Here is a 17,987-nt window from a genome sequence, read left to right on the forward strand (position 1 = left end):
AAACTGAAATTTAATGAAAACTACCAATGCGTTCGATATCACCAAAATTCATCCAGATGAAAAATGCTTTTCCAACAATATTTTCATCTGGCACAAAACCCCAGTAGCGGCTGTCAGCACTATTGTCACGGTTATCACCCATCATGAAATAGCGATTCTGTGGAACAGTACAGCTAAAACCGTCAATTTCATAAGAGCAAGACTCTTTGTCCTTAAAATCGAGCACCTGGCCCCTGTCGTAAACCGGTTTTTGTTCATTGACAAGAATGTTATGAGTAACGCCCGTCAACTGCTCTTTGTATTGTTTCAGATAATTAAGATTATCACGGAAGTCAGGCATATTCGTATATGAAACTTCTTTACCATTCACGGATAAACGTTTGTTTTTATACACAACTTTATCACCAGGCACACCGACCACACGTTTAATATAGTCCACGCTCGGATCTTCAGGGTATTTAAATACCATGACATCCCCTCTTTGTGGATCATTGATAGAGATGATTTTTTTATTAATCACTGGCAAACGTATGCCGTAAGTAAATTTATTCACCAGTATCAAATCGCCAACATACAATGTTGGCAACATTGAGCTGGAAGGGATTTTAAAAGGCTCGAACAAAAAAGAGCGCAAGAAAAATACCAGCGCGATAACCGGGAAAAAGCTGCCTGAATATTCTATCCAGACTGGCTGCCTGAGCAGATTTGCTTCTATGTCATGACGGGCATTTTCTTCCAGGCGTATGCCTTCGGCAGACAGCTTGGCACGGCGCGCATCATATTCGGCCAGGGCCTTGTCAGCATTTTGACGGCGCTGCTTGGCAAAGACAAAAACATCCAAAAACCAGATAACACCAGTCACTATGGTCAGGACAAACAGGATCAGGGCAAAATTACCCAAGATTGATTGGAAATTCATTTTTCATCCACTTGTAAAATCGCCAAAAACGCTTCTTGCGGGATCTCTACCGAGCCGACCTGCTTCATGCGTTTCTTACCTGCTTTTTGTTTTTCCAGCAATTTTCGCTTACGGCTGATATCGCCGCCATAACATTTGGCCAAAACGTTTTTACGCAAGGCCTTGACGTTTTCGCGCGAGATAATGTTGGAACCAATCGCCGCCTGGATCGCCACGTCAAACATCTGGCGCGGAATCAGTTCGCGCATTTTGGCGGCCACAGCGCGGCCACGGAAATGGCTGTTTGCCCTGTGCACGATAATTGCCAGTGCATCCACCTTTTCGCTATTGATCAGCATATCGACTTTGACCACGTCTGCAGCACGGTTTTCCTTGAACTCATAGTCCATGGAAGCATAGCCACGGGAAGTCGATTTCAAACGATCAAAGAAATCCAGGACGATTTCTGCCATCGGCATTTCATAAGTCAGCTTAACCTGGCGACCATGGTAATTCATATCCATCTGTACACCGCGTTTTTGGGTGCACAGGGTGATGACTGAACCGACATATTCTTGCGGCATGTAGAGATTGACGGTAACGATAGGTTCGCGTATCTCTTCAATCTTGGATGGCTCAGGCATTTTGGAAGGGTTATCCACCATCAGGATGGTGCCATCAGCCATGACCACTTCATACACGACTGTTGGCGCAGTAGTGATGAGGTCCATGTCGAATTCACGCTCCAGACGTTCCTGGACGATTTCCATGTGCAGCAAACCAAGGAAACCACAACGGAAGCCAAAGCCCAGCGCCTGTGACACTTCTGGCTCATACATCAGGGCAGCGTCATTGAGCTTGAGCTTTTCCAAAGAATCACGCAAGGCATCATATTGATTGGCTTCAACCGGGAACAGACCGGCAAACACTTGCGGCTGCACTTCTTTAAAGCCCGGCAAAGGCTCAGCAGCAGGTTTATTGGCAACAGTAATCGTGTCACCAACTTTGGCCGACTTCAATTCTTTAATACCGGCAATAACAAAACCCACCTGACCAGCCGACAATTCTGTGCGGCTCAGTGATTTAGGGGTAAATACGCCAACGCTTTCCACCAGATGCTGCGCTTCTGTTGCCATGAACAAAATCTTGTCCTTAGGGCGCAAAGTACCGTTCTTGATACGCACCAGCATGACAACACCGACGTAATTATCAAACCAGGAATCGACAATCAGCGCTTGCAAAGGCGCTGTTGGATCGCCTTGCGGAGGTGGTACCTTAACAATCAGGGATTCCAATACATCTTCAACACCCAGGCCGGTTTTAGCGGAGCAATGCACGGCATCTGAAGCATCTATGCCTATGACTTCTTCAATTTCCTGGCAGGCATTGTCAGGGTCGGCAGACGGCAAATCAATCTTATTCAAGACCGGCACGACCTCAACACCCAATTCAATGGCGGTATAACAGTTCGCTACTGTCTGTGCCTCTACACCTTGTGATGCATCGACAACCAGCAATGCGCCTTCACATGCAGACAGGGAACGGCTGACTTCATAGCTGAAATCGACGTGACCGGGAGTATCGATCAGGTTCAGGTTGTATATCTGACCGTCGCGTGCCTTGTAATGCAATGCCGCAGTCTGAGCCTTGATCGTGATACCACGTTCACGCTCAATATCCATGGAATCAAGCACTTGCGCTTCCATCTCGCGGTCGGAGAGGCCGCCACAAAGCTGAATAATACGATCTGCCAAGGTGGATTTGCCGTGGTCAATATGGGCAATAATTGAAAAATTGCGGATGTTATTCATTGAAATTACGAAAAAAACAAAGGTGAAGCGAATACCGGCTATAAAAAAAGCGCTCTGAGCTGGGCAAGCTTCCCCAGGCGAGCGCCTTCAGTTTGGGTTTTGCAAAATGCCATTTTACCGGATTTCACCCCGGAAAGCCGAGAAATCGTCGGCCTGATGTCAGTTGATCACTACAAAAAAGACAAGAAAGCCAAGGATTCCACTAAATCCCTTTGCGGCAGGCTCCATTTATCCTCATAGTCTATCCTTGCCAGGTACAAACCATCAGGCATAAATGTGGGCGCAGCAATTTCACGGTTCTTGCTGAGCAACACCTCCCCCATCCATTCCGGCTCTCTTTTGCCAGTACCGACAAAAATCAGGGAACCAACGATATTTCTGACCATGTGATGCAGGAAGGCGCTAGCGCGCAAGGTGAAGATAATCATTTCACCCTGGCGCTGTATCCGAATCTCATACATGTGCTTGACCGGGGTTTTAGCCTGGCAGCCAGAGGCACGAAAAGCAGAAAAATCATGCTCACCCAACAGGTGCGAAGCGGCGGTGCGCATACGGTCTACGTCAAGAGGACGAAAAGTCCAGCCTGCCCGGCCATGCCACATCGGCGAACGGATGGCAGCATTATGCAAAATATATTGATAAGTACGGGCGCGAGCACTAAAACGCGCATGGAAATTATCTTCAGAATCCGGGTCCAGAGACAATTCCTTGGCCCACTGTACAGCCACGCTGGGGGGCAAAAAGGCATTGACACCATTTACCCACGAATAAGGCTCGCGCACCAGCTCGGTATCAAAATGGACGACCTGCTCAATACCATGTACGCCAGCGTCAGTGCGCCCGGCGCAAGTGGTTTTGACGTCACTTTTGCTAAATTGTTGCAAAGCCCGTTCCAACACGTCTTGTACGGTATTACCAGAAGGCTGCGTTTGCCAGCCCTGCCAGGAATTGCCGTCGTACTGCACACCTAAAACTAATCGTTTCAACACAATGCGATTTCCAAAAAAACAAAAACGGGCGCCAGCATACGCTGCGCCCGTTATGACTACGACAAGACCATTAAGCCATTTGAGCTATCATGGACTTGGCTCTTTCTACCTGATCAGTAGTACCGCCCTTGAGTACTTCATCCAGCAGTTCGCGGGCACCTTCTTTATCACCGATTTCATGATAAGCAACTGCCAGATCCAGCTTGGTTGCCATTTCAGCATTGTGCGCTGGCGCTTCTTCTGCTGCTGACGCCGCAGGTGCTGCACCCGGATCCAGATCAAGATCAATACCGGACAAATCAAATTCAAAAGCAGACATGGCATCTGCCTCAGCTTTTTGCGCTGCCAGCTCAGGCAATGGTGTCTCTGCAGATTCTCCAGCCAAGGATGCTGCCAACAGATTTTCATCCAATTTTTCATCTGGTGGCAAGATATCCAGAGACAAATGATCTGCGGCAGGCTTGTCCGCCGCGAAATCTATATGACCCAAATCCAGCTCGAACTTCTCAGCTTCTGGCTCTGCTGCAACGACGGGGGTCGCCTCTGCCGCCACATGAGCAGGTGCAGGCACATCATCCTTGCTGCCAAAATCAAAGTCTATCGTACCAAAATCGACTTCTGGTGCTGCAGCAGGTTCTGCGGCGGGCGCAGCATGGGCAACAGGCTCAGGAATTTTTGGTACTTCTGGTTCAGGAATAGCCGAGATGTCGAGATCAAAATCCAGCGCATGCTCATCCATCGCGGCTTCTTCTGCAATCGCATTGGCTTTTGCGGCACCGCCATCACGCTGGGCTGTGTCGATGATACTGATCGCTTCCAGCATGTCCTGGGACAGGGAATTGGCCAGCAACGCCTCGGGATCAAGATCTTCCAAAGGTTGCGTACCAGAACCCAGACCAGATGCAGCAGCCATGTCAGCTTTGGCTTTGCCACCAGCGTACAGAGGATTGCCTGGTTCCAGCACGATACCCATGGAGGCAGCTTGCGCCCAGTCATCGCCCTCGCCACTGGTCATGCCATACAACTCACTGGCCAGACGCTCAAAGGTTTTGGCATCTTTACGGCCAAAATAAATTTCCAGCAATTTGACCCTGACCGCATGACGATCTGGCTGAGTACGCAAAGCTTCTTTCAGGATTTCTTCTGCCTGAGAATCACGGCCATAGGCGATATAAACATCGGCCTCAGCAACAGGATCAACTTCATTGGCATCCAGCTGGCTGGCAGATGGTGCAAAATTGGAGTTGAAAACGCTGTTATTCGTATCAACACTCTGACCACCGGTAGAGCCAAACATGGAGTTGGCCTTCATGCTGGAACCGGTCAGGATGCTGTCTTCAAACTGCTGCAATTTTTTCTTGCGCTGACTGGTCCAAATACCAACGCCGCCCAAGATAGCCAGCAATGCTATACCACCTGGCAACAGGTATTCAGAAATGCTGTCAAAGAAACTTGGCTCAGGAGGTGGCGGAGGTGGCTGTGCCGTTATCTTGCGCTTGACCGGTGGTTTTGGCGTAGCAACAGAAGCTGCGGACGCTGCAGCGGCTGGCGTGCTAGCTGGTGCTGGGGCACTTGCCTGGGCAGAAGCAGATGCCGGAGCAGACGCTGGCGCTGAAGCCGGTGCGGGCGCAGGTACAGGTGCAGCCACGGGAGCGGACGCGACACTTGCAACCGCTGGCGCAGGTGTTGATGCTGGAGCACTTGCCTTGGTTTCAGGTTTAGCCTTGGCCAACTCTGCCTGCTTGGCTGCCAGTTCCTTGTTTTTGATTTCTATCTTCTGCGCTTCGAGCAAGCCTTTGAGGTCAGTGACGTTTTTCTCAAGTTCTTTGACGCGAGCATTGGCTTCTTGCGTTGCCCTTTCCTTGGCGAGCTTGTCTTCTTCACCGCCCTTGCCTGAGGTACGTGCAGAAGCAGGTCCAGCCTTGGACAATTTCAGTTTATCTGGCGAATCAGTCGTCGCGCTTGGGACTTCTTTTACCTTGGCAGTAATCTTGCCAGCACCACTTTGTTTGGTGGACGGTGCTTTTTCTGCTGGAGCATCTGCCACCTGACCTGCCAGCTTGTTGCGGTATGCATTGAAATCAGCGGCGTGCGCTACCACAACTGAGTGGGCCTCATTGGTGTTGCCTGCACTTGTATTAGCAGAAGCAGCGTCCGGCACGGTCAGTATCTGGCCGGATTTCAGGCGATTCATGTTATTACCGGCAAAAGCCTGTGGATTGGCGCGGTAAATACTGACCAGCATCTGATCCAGGGAAACGCCTTCAGCACGGTAACTACCGGCTATCTTGCTTAAAGTATCACCAGCCTTGACCTGATATTCGCCGGCGGATTTGATTTCCTTGCCGGCTTCAGCGTTTTTTGGCGCTGGTGACCTGTCATTTCTCAAACCAGGATTATTTGCAATCGTATTTGAACGGGTGTTTTTCGCTGCATTGGATGCAGACGTATTCTGTGGCTGGTTAGCAACAACAACGGGATTACTGACTTGCGCAGATTGACTGTTTCGCAACTCAGCGGGGTCCAGCAAGAAGGTGTATTCTCTCAGCAGCTTACCATTGGCGGAGTTTAACTCCAGCAGCATATCAACGAAAGGTTCGTTCATTGCCTGCGATGAGCTGATGCGGATGACGTAATTCGCACCGCGCTGCTCAACTGCAAAACGCAGTGACAATAATGCGACATTAAAGTCTATGTTCGCCTGTTTGAAAGCTTCCTGGGATGCCAGCTTGGGCACCAAGGAATCGATTTCTTCCTTGGCGGGAGAGGTCAGCTCTACCTCTGCGCGCAAGGGCTGCCCAAGAGCGGAGAGTACGGTCAGCTTACCGAGACCGGTAGCATGCGCACTGGACAACATGAACAAGGACGAGGCTACAGCAACACTTAACGCCTTGCGTCCCACGGTAATCACAGACGATTTTTTTTGATTATGCATTTTGTCAGACATATTGGGAATTTTTGGCGAACAAAGTCCGCTGGGTGACGCTTTACACATTGCTTAGCGACTCGTCCTAATGTTTCACATTAACATTACAAACATTGCCACGCAAGCTTAACGCGATTTATCACAGTGGTAAATACATTAAGAACCCTTAAGTGCAAGGATATCGCATAAATGTTGTTGCCAAATGACAAGTGAAAAATAATCGCCAAAATCCTAATTGTTTATTTATTAAATTAATTCCAAAAAAGACAACAAATTAGATTTTTCTGGAGTTTCAAAAACAACAAGGGGGCGTTAAACGCCCCCCTATATTCTACAACAAGTTTTAACAATTACTTTAAAACATCAAGTTTTGCTGAGTTTTTAGTCAATCAGAATGCGCAGCATACGACGCAAAGGTTCTGCCGCGCCCCACAATAATTGGTCGCCCACGGTGAATGCTCCAACATACTCCGGGCCCATCGCCAGTTTGCGGATACGGCCAACCGGAATAGTCATAGTACCAGTAACAGCAACCGGCGTCAGATCACGGATACTGGCTTCGCGGGTATTTGGTACAACTTTGACCCATTCATTGTCAGCAGCGATCATGGCTTCGATATCTGCCAGCGGCACGTCTTTTTTCAGTTTGAATGTCAAAGCCTGGCTGTGGCAACGCATGGCACCGATACGTACGCAGAAACCATCGACCGGCACAGCTGCCGTACCAAAACCTGCACCCTGCCCCAGTATTTTGTTAGTCTCGGCCATGCCTTTCCATTCTTCCTTGGACATGCCATCGCCGAGATCCTTGTCTATCCAGGGAATCAACGATCCGCCCAGCGGTACGCCAAAGTTGGCCGTTTCATCGGCAGTCAAAGAACGTTGCTTGGCAATGATTTTACGGTCGATTTCCAGAATCGCGCTTTTTGGGTCATCCAGCAAAGACTTGACTTCAGCGTTCAAGGTACCGTATTGCGTCAGCAACTCACGCATGTGTTGTGCACCGCCGCCTGATGCGGCCTGGTAAGTTTGCGTGCTCATCCATTCAACCAGGCCTGCCTTGTACAGCGCACCGACACCCATGAGCATGCAGCTGACTGTGCAATTGCCGCCTATCCAGTCTTTTTGACCATTGACCAGAGCTTGCTTGATCACAGGTAAATTGACCGGGTCCAGCACGATGACCGCATTTTCATTCATGCGCAGACTGGACGCAGCATCAATCCAGTGACCGTTCCAGCCACTAGCGCGCAATTTTGGGTAAATCTCATTGGTGTAGTCACCGCCCTGGCAGGTAATAATAATTTCGCACTTCTTGAGCGCATCAATATTATTTGCGTCTTGCAAGGTCTTTTCATTCTTCGCCATTGCAGGGGCCGCGCCACCTGTATTGGACGTTGAAAAGAACACGGGTTCAATATGATCGAAATCACCTTCTTCCTGCATGCGTTGCATCAGGACAGAACCCACCATACCGCGCCAACCTACCAGACCTACCAGTTTCATCATTTTTCCCTAAAATTTTGCAGGACGTCCCTGCCCTTCACGAACAAATAGGACTTATACAAAATTGTCCCAGCAAGGCGTAGCGACGAAGACAGTACTTTAGTACGACTAGTCGCTGCAACGCAGCTGGGGCGGTTTTGCGTAAGGACTAAATTAACTCAATGCCTGCAATACGGCCTGCCCCATCTCGCCAGTACCAACCTTGGTAGTACCTGCCTCATAAATATCAGGAGTGCGCAAACCCTGCGCCAGGACTTTCTTGACCGCATTTTCTATGCGGTCTGCCTGCTCAGCCTTATTCAGCGAGTAACGCAACATCATGGCAGCAGACAGAATAGTCGCCAGCGGATTCGCTACGCCTTTGCCTGCGATATCCGGGGCTGAACCATGTGACGGTTCATACAGACCCTTGTTATTTGCATCGAGTGAGGCAGATGGCAGCATGCCGATAGAACCAGTCAGCATCGATGCCTGGTCAGACAAGATGTCGCCAAACATATTGCCGGTGACGATAACGTCAAATTTCTTGGGCGCGCGCACCAGTTGCATGGCGGCATTATCGACATACATATGATCAAGCGCCACATCCGGGTATTCTTTATGCACATCCGTAACGATGTCTTTCCAGAACTGGAAAGTTTCCAGCACATTGGCTTTATCAACGCTGGTCAGGCGCTTGTCGCGCTTTTGTGCAGCCTGGAAAGCCACGTGGGCAATACGGCGGATTTCTGACTCAGCATAACGCATGGTATCGAAACCTTCGCGCTCACCTTTGAATGGGCCATCAGGACATACACGCACACCACGTGGCTCACCAAAATAAATATCACCTGTCAATTCGCGAATGATCAGGATATCCAGACCAGAAACCACTTCTGGTTTTAATGTCGATGCACCTGCCAGTTCCGGGTACATGATGGCTGGGCGCAGATTGGCGAACAGCTTCAGGTTTTTACGCAAGCCCAGGATAGCTTGTTCAGGACGCAAGGGGCGATCCAGAGTGTCATACTTCCAGTCACCAACTGCGCCAAACAAAACGGCATCGGCCTCCAGTGCCAGTTTCAGCGTCGCTTCTGGCAAAGGATGACCAGATGCTTCATAGCCTGCGCCACCGACTGGTGCGGTTTCCATTTCAAAAGACTCGCCCAGCGCATTCAACACCTTGACTGCCTGCTCAACAATTTCCGGACCGATGCCGTCACCCGGCAAAATAGCAATTTTCATATTCTCAACAAATTAATTTAGTTAGCTTATTTTTTAGCGTATTTTTAAGCACATTCAGATGACTTAGATAGTATTGGCGAGCCAGGGTTGCGCTGCCAAATGGCGCTCTTCAAAAGCGCGTATCTTGTCAGCCTGACGCAAGGTAAGGCCAATATCGTCAAGGCCATTGAGCATGCAGTATTTGCGGAATGCGTCAATATCAAAACCATAGCTGGCACTGCCATTACTGGTGCGCACAACTTGCTGTTCAAGATCGACGATCAGACGATAACCAGGGAAAGCCTTGACTTCATTGAACAATGTATCAACCTGAGCCTCGCCCAGGACGATAGGAAGCACGCCGTTTTTATAACAGTTATTAAAGAAGATATCTGCAAAGCTCGGGGCAATAATCGCGCGGAAGCCAAATTGCTCCAAAGCCCATGGCGCATGTTCACGCGAAGAACCGCAACCAAAATTTTTACGTGCGAGCAAAATCGAAGCACCCTGATAGCGCTGCTGGTTCAGCACAAAATCCGGATTCACAGGGCGCTTGCTATTGTCCATGCCAGGTTCGCCATGATCAAGATAACGCCATTCGTCAAACAGATTGGGGCCAAAACCACTACGTTTGATAGATTTCAAGAACTGCTTGGGGATGATGGCATCGGTATCGACGTTAGCCCTGTCCATGGGCGCAACCAGGCCATCGAGTAAAGTAAATTTTTCCATGTTGTTGCTTATTTTTTACCTACATTCTCAACTGCTTCACCAGCCTTTTTAACGTCTTTGCCTATACCTTGAACGGTATTACATGCAGTCAGCACCAGTGCGCACATCGCCAATACAAATATCTTTTTCATGTCATCTCTCCTAGCAAATTAAGATAATCCACGTACATCTATAAAATGTCCTGCCACACCTGCGGCAGCTGCCATTGCGGGTGATACCAGGTGAGTGCGGCCACCCTGACCCTGACGGCCTTCAAAATTACGGTTGGAAGTGGAAGCGCAGCGCTCACCCGGCTCCAGCCTGTCGGCATTCATGGCCAGGCACATGGAGCAACCTGGCTCGCGCCATTCAAAGCCAGCCGCTTTAAATATCTGATCCAGGCCTTCACGCTCAGCCTGCTCCTTGACCAGACCAGAACCCGGCACCACCATCGCCAGTTTGACATTTGATGCGCGATATTTGCCACGCACCACGGCAGCTGCTGCACGCAAATCCTCTATGCGTGAATTGGTGCAGGAACCGATAAACACTTTATCAATACGGATATCAGAAATGGCCGTATTCGGCTCCAGCGCCATGTAAACCAGGGCTTTTTCTATCGCATCACGCTTGACCGCATCTTTTTCCTGCTCAGGATCAGGTACACGGCTATCTATTGCCACCACCATTTCAGGTGAAGTACCCCAGGTGACCTGCGGTTTGATTTCAGCAGCATTCAAGGTCACGACCATGTCGAATTTGGCACCGGCATCCGTGTGCAAGGTTCTCCAGTATTCGACTGCTCTGTCCCAGTGCGGGCCGACGGGCGACAAAGGACGGCCTTTGACATAGTCAATAGTAACCTGATCCACCGCCACCATACCGGCACGCGCACCAGCTTCAATCGCCATATTACAAACCGTCATGCGGCCTTCCATCGACAGGCTGCGGATGGTTGAACCGGCAAACTCAATCGCATAACCAGTGCCACCTGCAGTGCCGATTTTGCCAATCACTGCCAGTACGATATCTTTTGCCGTCACGCCGACAGGCATGGCGCCATCAACCTGCACCAGCATGGATTTGGATTTTTTGGCGATCAGGGTTTGTGTCGCCAGCACATGCTCGACTTCAGATGTGCCTATGCCGTGCGCCAGGCAGGCAAACGCACCATGAGTCGATGTGTGCGAATCACCACAGACGACAGTCATGCCCGGCAAAGTTGCACCCTGCTCAGGCCCGATAACGTGAACAATGCCCTGGCGTTTGTCTGCCATGCCAAAATAGGTTAAACCATATTCTTTGGCGTTGGCGTCCAGCGTTTCTACCTGCAGACGTGAAATCGGGTCATCAATACCATTGATGCGGTTTGTGGTTGGCACATTATGATCTGCCACTACCAGATTGGCGGATAGGCGCCAAGGTTGGCGTCCGGCCAGCTTCAAGCCATCAAAGGCTTGCGGGCTCGTGACTTCATGCAACAAATGGCGGTCTATGTAGAGAATTGCAGTGCCATCGTCTTCTGAATGGACTACGTGGGATTCCCATAATTTATCGTAAAGCGTTTTAAGCATAATCTGAAGCCTGGAAATAAGTCATTGGTTCTTGCTACATCCTGTACTGCATCTTTTTTTCGCATTTGATTATGCCACAATTGTGCAACGCAAAACCAACCCTCACGCCAAATTGGTGCATGAAAGTTTCAGTATAAATGCAGGAGTTTGATGAAAATCGCCAAATTTTCATCTGGATTCTGATGATATTTTGGAAAATTACCAGTGAATATTTTGGAGTAGAGCAACAAAAACAGCGTGCAGAATTGCACAGATTATGATGGAGCAAGGCGTTCATAAATCAATAACCAGAAGCGCACCAAAGCTGCGCTCCCAGTGTAGCATGATCCCGCCTAAATCCAGAGAAAGGGGAATGGAGACCAGGTATCAGGCACCCAGCTTGACATCACCACATTGCGCCCTGTGTCGCAAGGCATGATCCATCAGGACCAGCGCCAGCATGGCTTCAGCGATTGGTGTGGCGCGGATGCCAACACAGGGATCATGACGGCCAAAGGTTTCCACCATGACAGGATTACCGTCTTTATCGACTGATCTTCTCGGTGTACGTATAGAAGATGTAGGCTTGATCGCAATTGAAACCGTAATATCCTGACCAGTAGAAATACCTCCCAATATGCCACCGGCATTATTGCCAACAAAACCCTCAGGTGTGAGTTCATCACCATGCTCAGAGCCGCGTTGTGCAACTGAACGGAAGCCAGCACCGATCTCCACACCCTTGACCGCATTGATACCCATCATGGCATAGGCGATTTCTGCATCAAGTTTGTCATAGATAGGCTCACCCAGACCAACTGGTACATTAGAGGCCACGACATCGATTTTGGCACCGATGGAATCACCGTCTTTGCGCAAGGCGTCCATGTAATCTTCAAGTTGCTGTATCAATGCAACATCAGTCGTTGGTGCAAAGAACGGGTTGCTTGTCGCATGTTCCCAGGCTTGAAATGGAATGACAATTTCACCCAGTTGACTCATACCACCATGAAACACTGTCCCATATTGCTGATTCAACCACTTTTTTGCGATTGCTGCGGCACCAACAACGGGCGCAGTCAAACGTGCAGAAGAGCGCCCACCACCACGCGGGTCGCGAATGCCGTATTTATTCCAGTAAGTGAAATCGGCATGACCTGGACGAAAAGTTTCGGTGATGTTGCCATAATCCTTACTGCGCTGGTCCTGGTTGCGGATCAGCAGACCTATCGGCGTACCTGTCGTCTTGCCCTGATATACACCGGACAGAATTTCCACCGTATCAGGCTCCTGGCGCTGGGTCACATGGCGGGACGTGCCGGGGCGGCGGCGGTCAAGTTCTGGCTGTATGTCTGCTTCAGACAATTCCATGCCCGGCGGGCAGCCATCAATCACGCATCCGATAGCTGGACCGTGGGATTCGCCGAAGGTTGTAACAGTAAACAAGGTGCCAAAAGTATTACCGGACATATTATTTCGAAAATGAGAGGTTAGACAGAATAAATTCCATTTTACCAGTGAAGCGCCCAGTACAGAATTTAGCCTCTGTATGATGCAGCAAAAGATTTCACTATTTTTCGCACATTCCAGTCAAATTCAGGGCATTTTTATCCCCGCTCGGGTGAATCTTGTTTTATTCTTACCAATGATAAATATTTGAAGCTTGGCTCGCGATACTTTTAATGTCATAGTTCCGCAAGGAACCAATTTTGCAGTGCCCTTACCATACGATATGCCAAGCATGGAGCCGCATTACAGATGAATTCAACGATCCACTCTTCTGAAGATGATCTGGTTTTCCTGGATGAACCAGACTGCGATGAAACTGCGGCGGCTTCGCGGCCCGCGCAGACTTGGCGGATCATGATTATTGATGATGATCCGGATGTCCACTCCGCCACAACCTTTGCGTTGGGCAGCCTGGAGATCCAGCACCGCGCCCTGAGTTTCCTGCACGCGTATTCCGCCGCAGAAGCCCGCGACATCCTGAAAAATGAAACCGATATTGCCATTATCCTGCTGGATGTGGTCATGGAGCAGGAGGACGCCGGCCTGCAACTGGTCAGCCATATCCGCAAGACCCTGGGCCTCACTGATGTCAGGATCATCCTGCGTACTGGCCAGCCAGGTTATGCGCCTGAAATTGATGCGATACGCGATTACGACATCAATGATTACAAAACCAAATCAGAACTGACGCGCACCAAGTTATATACCGCCGTCACCTCAGCCATACGCTCTTACGAACAGATTTGCGCCATCAGTGCCAGCAGGCGCGGCCTGGAAATGATTATTCATGCCAGCACCGAATTGATGGCACTCCAGGGTCTGCAAAATTTTGCAGCCGGGGTGCTGGTGCAGATTGCCGGCTTGTTAGGACTCAATACAGAGGGATTCGTGTGCGCCCGGCAGGTACCGGTAGAGTTACAAGAGGAAAGTGATGACCTGTACATTATCGCAGCCACTAATATGTACCTTGGCAGCCTGAATAAACCATTGGAACAATTGGGCAGCCATGCCGCTGGTGATATCGTTACACGCTCGCTGGAAGCCCGCCAGAGCGTGTTTGAAGCCGAATCGACCGCTCTTTATTTCAATAATGTCGCACAGAAGGACTTCACGCTTTATCTTAATACGGGCCTGCATCTGAATGAGATGGACAAGCGCCTGCTGGGTGTGTTCTGTGGCAATGTATCGGTAGGTCTGGACAATGTCATGCTGACTTCACGTTTGCATAACTACGCCTTCTATGACCCTCTGACAGGCTTGGCAAACCGCCTCAAGCTGCTGCAGACCTTGAATGAGACGCTGATGACCTCACTCAAAAACCACAGCTCACTGTCGCTCATAGACATAGACCATTTTGCCGAGACCAATGATGCACTTGGTCATCAGTTTGGTGACCAGCTTCTGTATTCCGTTGCGCAAAGACTGGTTGCCAATTTTGGTGAGCATTGCCAGTTGGCAAGGGTTGGCAGCGATACTTTTGCCTTGCTGGGCGACGAAAGCCTGGTATGCCCGGATAAGATCCTGGCTTTGTTCAACTCTCCCTTCGACGTTGATCAGCAAGACGTTCAGCTTTCAGCGACCATAGGTTTGATCAAGCTTGATGATTATGAAAGCGATGGCTCAGAAGCCCTGAAAGACACCAATATTGCCCTGAAGCGCGCCAAGATGAATCGTAGGGGTGGTTATGAATACTTCACCCGCAATATGGGGGTGGAGATAAGAGAGCGTGTCTTGCTCATGCACGCCCTGCGTGCAGCATTTGAGCAAAAGAAATTATTTCTGGTTTTCCAACCTCAAATTGACATGCGCGATGGCCGCGTACTTGGGGCAGAAGCCTTGTTGCGCTGGAAAACCGATGAAGGCAAATTCATCCCGCCGGATCAGTTTATTCCCATCGCCGAATATTCCGGCCTGATTGTCGATATAGGTGAATGGGTCTTGCGTACAGCCTGTCTTGAACTGGTGCACTTGCGCAGCCTGGGTTATACCAATTTCCAGATGGCCATCAATGTTTCACAAGTTCAGTTTTCACATCCCTTGTTCATGCAATCACTGAACAAGGCCTTGGCAGATACCCAGGTGCCACCGCAATATGTAGAACTGGAAATCACCGAGTCCATGGCAATGAAAGACCCGGAATTGCTGATCAAGACCCTGCACCAGATCAAGCAACTGGGCATGAGCATCTCGATTGATGACTTTGGTACCGGCTTCTCTTCACTGAGTCATCTGCAAAAACTCGATGTAGATAAATTGAAAATTGACCGCGCCTTTGTCAATGAAATCCAGAAAAATCCAAATGAAGGCAGCATTGCCAAAATGATTGTTCAACTTGGCAAAAACCTCGGGCTGTCCATTATTGCCGAAGGTGTGGAAAGTGAAATGCAGGCAAACACCCTGCTTTCTTACGATTGCCATATCGCTCAGGGTTATCTGTATTCCAAACCCCTGACCCGCGATGATTTGCATGCCTGGCTGGCAAGCAGATAATCACACTGCACGCAACAGGCCGGATTTTCTGGCCTGACGCTTGCAGCCAGACACCCACTCTTGCTACTCCCTGCGCCAGTAACCATGCATACTAAATGTGGCATTTTCCATTCTGTCCTGCATTTTTTGCAGACTGTCGCAAGTCACTATCAAAGCCAGCACGATTTCCCTACAGTATCAACATGGACTGAAAAGTCGCCAGCAGCCTGTGCATGACATCAGGCTGAAATGTCAGGGACAACCGTTAAAAGAGAAGCATCATGAATAATACCAACGCAGACACGATCAAGCAGCTCATCGCCGACCTGATGACCTGGCTTAGCAAAAGCTTTGATACAACGGCAGCCTGGGTGACCAAATTATCCTGGTGGAAGTTTTTCTTGTTTGCCATTATCACCATCACTGCAGGCAGCATGCTGCAGGACATGCTGTTCACGTCCGAAGAAAATGTCGTCATCAAAAAAAGCAACCCATCTGGCAAATCCAGCAAGGCAAAAAAAACCAGCAAAATCAGCGATGGTGATACCAGCATAGAAATAGACAATACTGGCCTGCGCATCCGCAAGAACAATACCGATGGCAAGGGTAAGTTCATAGAAATTGATGAGAATGGCATTCATATCAATAAAGATAACGGCATTGCGCCACCTGCTCCACCGGCACCCCCATCTGCCCCTGCAGCACCGAATGCGCCGTCCGGTCCCGATGCGACAACAGCACCAACACCCCCAACCCCGCCATCCATCTCTGACAGCGATGACATCCACATCAAATTACCCGCTGAAATAGCCAAACAGATCAGCGAAGAGATCAATGATGCAGTTGCCGATGCAGCCGATGAAGAAGTGCGCAGTTTTAAGCGCACGTCCTCCAAATGGTTTATCAATTTCGTGGTCTTGCTGGTATTTGGTCTGTTTGGCATGAAAGCCTTGATGAGTGGCAAAGTACGCGCCGAAGAAAAAGCCAAGGAAGCTGGCATGACGGCAGAGCGCGAATCCCTGCTACGCCAGGTCAGTGAAGCACAGATGCAAATGATGCAGGCACAGGTAGAGCCCCATTTCCTGTTCAATACCCTGGCCTCGGTTGAACATCTGATAGAAACCGATCCTCCACGTGCCGCCGCCATGCAGCGCAGCCTGATTGCTTATCTGCGTGCTGTCTTGCCACAAATGCGTGAAAATGCCAGCGTGACGAATTTAGGTCGGGAAGCGGATATGGTCAAATCTTATCTGGAATTGCTGAAAATGCGCATGGAAGAAAGATTGAATGTCGATTTCATCATGCCTGAAGGTTTGCGCAGTGCCTCTTTCCCGCCAATGATGTTGCAGTCGCTGGTCGAAAACGCTATCAAGCATGGCCTGGAATGTAAGGCAGAAGGCGGCACCATACGCTTCCATGCCGAGGTGGCGCATAACAAGTTGCGTGTCTCTGTGACGGACGATGGACTGGGATTTGGCGCCATGCCCAGCAACGGTACCGGACTGGGATTACAAAATATACGTGAACGCCTGAAATTGATTTACAAAGAAAAGGGTCAAATGATCATTACCCCTAATCAACCTAGTGGAGTTTGCGTTACTATAGAAATCCCTTACGAATTAGCCAACTAGATTTCAATTACGCTGACCATGCCTACTGCCATAATTGCTGATGATGAAAGACTGATGCGCGACCAGTTAAAGTCGCGCCTGGAACAGGTCTGGCCCGAACTGGAAATTCTGGACGAAGCCAAGAATGGTGAAGAAGCCGTCACCCTGGTAGAAACACATAAGCCAGACCTGGCTTTTCTCGACATACGCATGCCCGTCAAGACCGGGCTTGAAGCCGCCAAGGACATAGGCAACAAGGCGCATATTGTATTCATTACTGCTTATGACCAATATGCGATACAGGCTTTTGATCATGGCGCAGTTGATTATGTTTTGAAGCCCGCAGATATAGAGAGGCTGACGCGCACCGTAGAAAGACTCAAGGCCAGGTTAACTGCCCAAAGCCAGCCCAACGACATGAGCAGCATGCTGTCGCAATTGGCCAAGCAAATGGGCATCAGCCCCAAGCCAAATTACCTGCAATGGATACAGGCCTCGATAGGCCAGGAATTGCGCCTGATACCGGTAGAAGAAATTCTGTTCTTTCAGTCTGATGAAAAATATACGCGGGTACAGACAGCCACTTATGAAGCGTTGATACGCAAGCCTGTACGCGACTTGGCAGATGAACTCGACCCCGCCTTGTTCTGGCAAATCCACAGATCGACACTGGTGAACGCCAAAGCTATTTCAGGTGTAGTGCGCGACCTGCGTGGCCGCCATCTCGTGCAAATCAAAGGGCTGACAGAAAAGCTGGAAGTCAGCCGCAGTTTCGTGCATTTGTTCAAACAGATGTGAGCGC

At 49.7% G+C, this 17,987-nt stretch carries 13 protein-coding genes; 3 read left to right on the top strand and 10 right to left on the bottom strand.

Annotated elements, in window-relative coordinates; all coding sequences use genetic code 11:
* Nucleotides 1–10: 10 nt before the first annotated feature.
* From lepB to aroC, 10 genes are all read right to left on the bottom strand, one after another.
* Nucleotides 11–919, bottom strand: a complete 909-nt coding sequence (gene lepB / locus ACO0LN_RS09295; protein ID WP_422973005.1) for a signal peptidase I — start codon at nucleotides 917–919, stop codon at nucleotides 11–13.
* The gene (lepA, locus tag ACO0LN_RS09300) at nucleotides 916–2,709 is read right to left on the bottom strand and encodes a translation elongation factor 4 (protein WP_422973007.1); all 1,794 of its coding nucleotides are present in this window, start codon (nucleotides 2,707–2,709) and stop codon (nucleotides 916–918) included. The genes lepB and lepA overlap by 4 nt, the downstream gene beginning before the upstream one ends.
* A gap of 170 nt (nucleotides 2,710–2,879) precedes the next feature.
* Nucleotides 2,880–3,695: a tRNA pseudouridine(38-40) synthase TruA gene (gene truA / locus ACO0LN_RS09305; protein WP_422973124.1), complete on the bottom strand. Its 816-nt coding sequence runs from the start codon at nucleotides 3,693–3,695 to the stop codon at nucleotides 2,880–2,882.
* A gap of 73 nt (nucleotides 3,696–3,768) precedes the next feature.
* On the bottom strand, nucleotides 3,769–6,633 hold the full coding sequence (locus ACO0LN_RS09310; protein ID WP_422973009.1) for a FimV/HubP family polar landmark protein: 2,865 nt from the start codon (nucleotides 6,631–6,633) through the stop codon (nucleotides 3,769–3,771).
* Between the two features lie 372 nt (nucleotides 6,634–7,005).
* Complete coding sequence (gene asd, locus ACO0LN_RS09315; protein WP_162040891.1) at nucleotides 7,006–8,133, bottom strand: aspartate-semialdehyde dehydrogenase; 1,128 nt, start codon at nucleotides 8,131–8,133, stop codon at nucleotides 7,006–7,008.
* Between the two features lie 150 nt (nucleotides 8,134–8,283).
* Nucleotides 8,284–9,354: a 3-isopropylmalate dehydrogenase gene (gene leuB / locus ACO0LN_RS09320; RefSeq protein ID WP_422973011.1), complete on the bottom strand. Its 1,071-nt coding sequence runs from the start codon at nucleotides 9,352–9,354 to the stop codon at nucleotides 8,284–8,286.
* Nucleotides 9,355–9,417: 63 nt separating this feature from the next.
* On the bottom strand, nucleotides 9,418–10,065 hold the full coding sequence (gene leuD, locus ACO0LN_RS09325; RefSeq protein ID WP_422973013.1) for a 3-isopropylmalate dehydratase small subunit: 648 nt from the start codon (nucleotides 10,063–10,065) through the stop codon (nucleotides 9,418–9,420).
* An 8-nt stretch (nucleotides 10,066–10,073) separates the two neighbouring features.
* Nucleotides 10,074–10,196 (bottom strand): entericidin A/B family lipoprotein, encoded by a 123-nt coding sequence (locus tag ACO0LN_RS09330; RefSeq protein WP_162040888.1) that lies wholly within the window; start codon nucleotides 10,194–10,196, stop codon nucleotides 10,074–10,076.
* An 18-nt stretch (nucleotides 10,197–10,214) separates the two neighbouring features.
* Nucleotides 10,215–11,618: a 3-isopropylmalate dehydratase large subunit gene (gene leuC, locus ACO0LN_RS09335; protein WP_422973015.1), complete on the bottom strand. Its 1,404-nt coding sequence runs from the start codon at nucleotides 11,616–11,618 to the stop codon at nucleotides 10,215–10,217.
* 366 nt (nucleotides 11,619–11,984) lie between these two features.
* A complete protein-coding gene (aroC, locus tag ACO0LN_RS09340; RefSeq protein ID WP_422973017.1) occupies nucleotides 11,985–13,067 on the bottom strand; it encodes a chorismate synthase in 1,083 nt (360 codons plus the stop codon).
* Nucleotides 13,068–13,355: 288 nt separating this feature from the next.
* Here aroC and ACO0LN_RS09345 point away from each other — a divergent pair, with 288 nt between their 5' ends.
* The 3 genes from ACO0LN_RS09345 (at nucleotide 13,356) to ACO0LN_RS09355 (ending at nucleotide 17,983) form a co-directional block, all read left to right on the top strand.
* The gene (locus ACO0LN_RS09345; RefSeq protein WP_422973019.1) at nucleotides 13,356–15,596 is read left to right on the top strand and encodes a GGDEF/EAL domain-containing response regulator; all 2,241 of its coding nucleotides are present in this window, start codon (nucleotides 13,356–13,358) and stop codon (nucleotides 15,594–15,596) included.
* Nucleotides 15,597–15,856: 260 nt separating this feature from the next.
* Entirely contained in the window at nucleotides 15,857–17,206 is a 1,350-nt protein-coding gene (locus tag ACO0LN_RS09350) for a sensor histidine kinase (protein ID WP_422973021.1), read from the top strand.
* Nucleotides 17,207–17,224: 18 nt separating this feature from the next.
* On the top strand, nucleotides 17,225–17,983 hold the full coding sequence (locus ACO0LN_RS09355) for a LytR/AlgR family response regulator transcription factor (protein ID WP_422973023.1): 759 nt from the start codon (nucleotides 17,225–17,227) through the stop codon (nucleotides 17,981–17,983).
* Nucleotides 17,984–17,987: the final 4 nt, after the last annotated feature.

Source organism: Undibacterium sp. TC9W (genome assembly GCF_049339865.1).
Taxonomy (GTDB): Bacteria; Pseudomonadota; Gammaproteobacteria; order Burkholderiales; family Burkholderiaceae_D; genus Undibacterium.

Excerpts from the sequence above, each read along its gene's own strand:
- lepB (WP_422973005.1), bottom strand. The coding sequence starts at position 919 with ATGAATTTCCAATCAATCTTGGGTAATTTTGCCCTGATCCTGTTTGTC.
- lepA (WP_422973007.1), bottom strand. The coding sequence starts at position 2,709 with ATGAATAACATCCGCAATTTTTCAATTATTGCCCATATTGACCACGGC.
- ACO0LN_RS09310 (WP_422973009.1), bottom strand. The coding sequence starts at position 6,633 with ATGCATAATCAAAAAAAATCGTCTGTGATTACCGTGGGACGCAAGGCG.
- asd (WP_162040891.1), bottom strand. The coding sequence starts at position 8,133 with ATGATGAAACTGGTAGGTCTGGTAGGTTGGCGCGGTATGGTGGGTTCT.
- leuB (WP_422973011.1), bottom strand. The coding sequence starts at position 9,354 with ATGAAAATTGCTATTTTGCCGGGTGACGGCATCGGTCCGGAAATTGTT.
- leuD (WP_422973013.1), bottom strand. The coding sequence starts at position 10,065 with ATGGAAAAATTTACTTTACTCGATGGCCTGGTTGCGCCCATGGACAGG.
- ACO0LN_RS09330 (WP_162040888.1), bottom strand. The coding sequence starts at position 10,196 with ATGAAAAAGATATTTGTATTGGCGATGTGCGCACTGGTGCTGACTGCA.
- leuC (WP_422973015.1), bottom strand. The coding sequence starts at position 11,618 with ATGCTTAAAACGCTTTACGATAAATTATGGGAATCCCACGTAGTCCAT.
- aroC (WP_422973017.1), bottom strand. The coding sequence starts at position 13,067 with ATGTCCGGTAATACTTTTGGCACCTTGTTTACTGTTACAACCTTCGGC.
- ACO0LN_RS09345 (WP_422973019.1), top strand. The coding sequence starts at position 13,356 with ATGAATTCAACGATCCACTCTTCTGAAGATGATCTGGTTTTCCTGGAT.
- ACO0LN_RS09350 (WP_422973021.1), top strand. The coding sequence starts at position 15,857 with ATGAATAATACCAACGCAGACACGATCAAGCAGCTCATCGCCGACCTG.
- ACO0LN_RS09355 (WP_422973023.1), top strand. The coding sequence starts at position 17,225 with ATGCCTACTGCCATAATTGCTGATGATGAAAGACTGATGCGCGACCAG.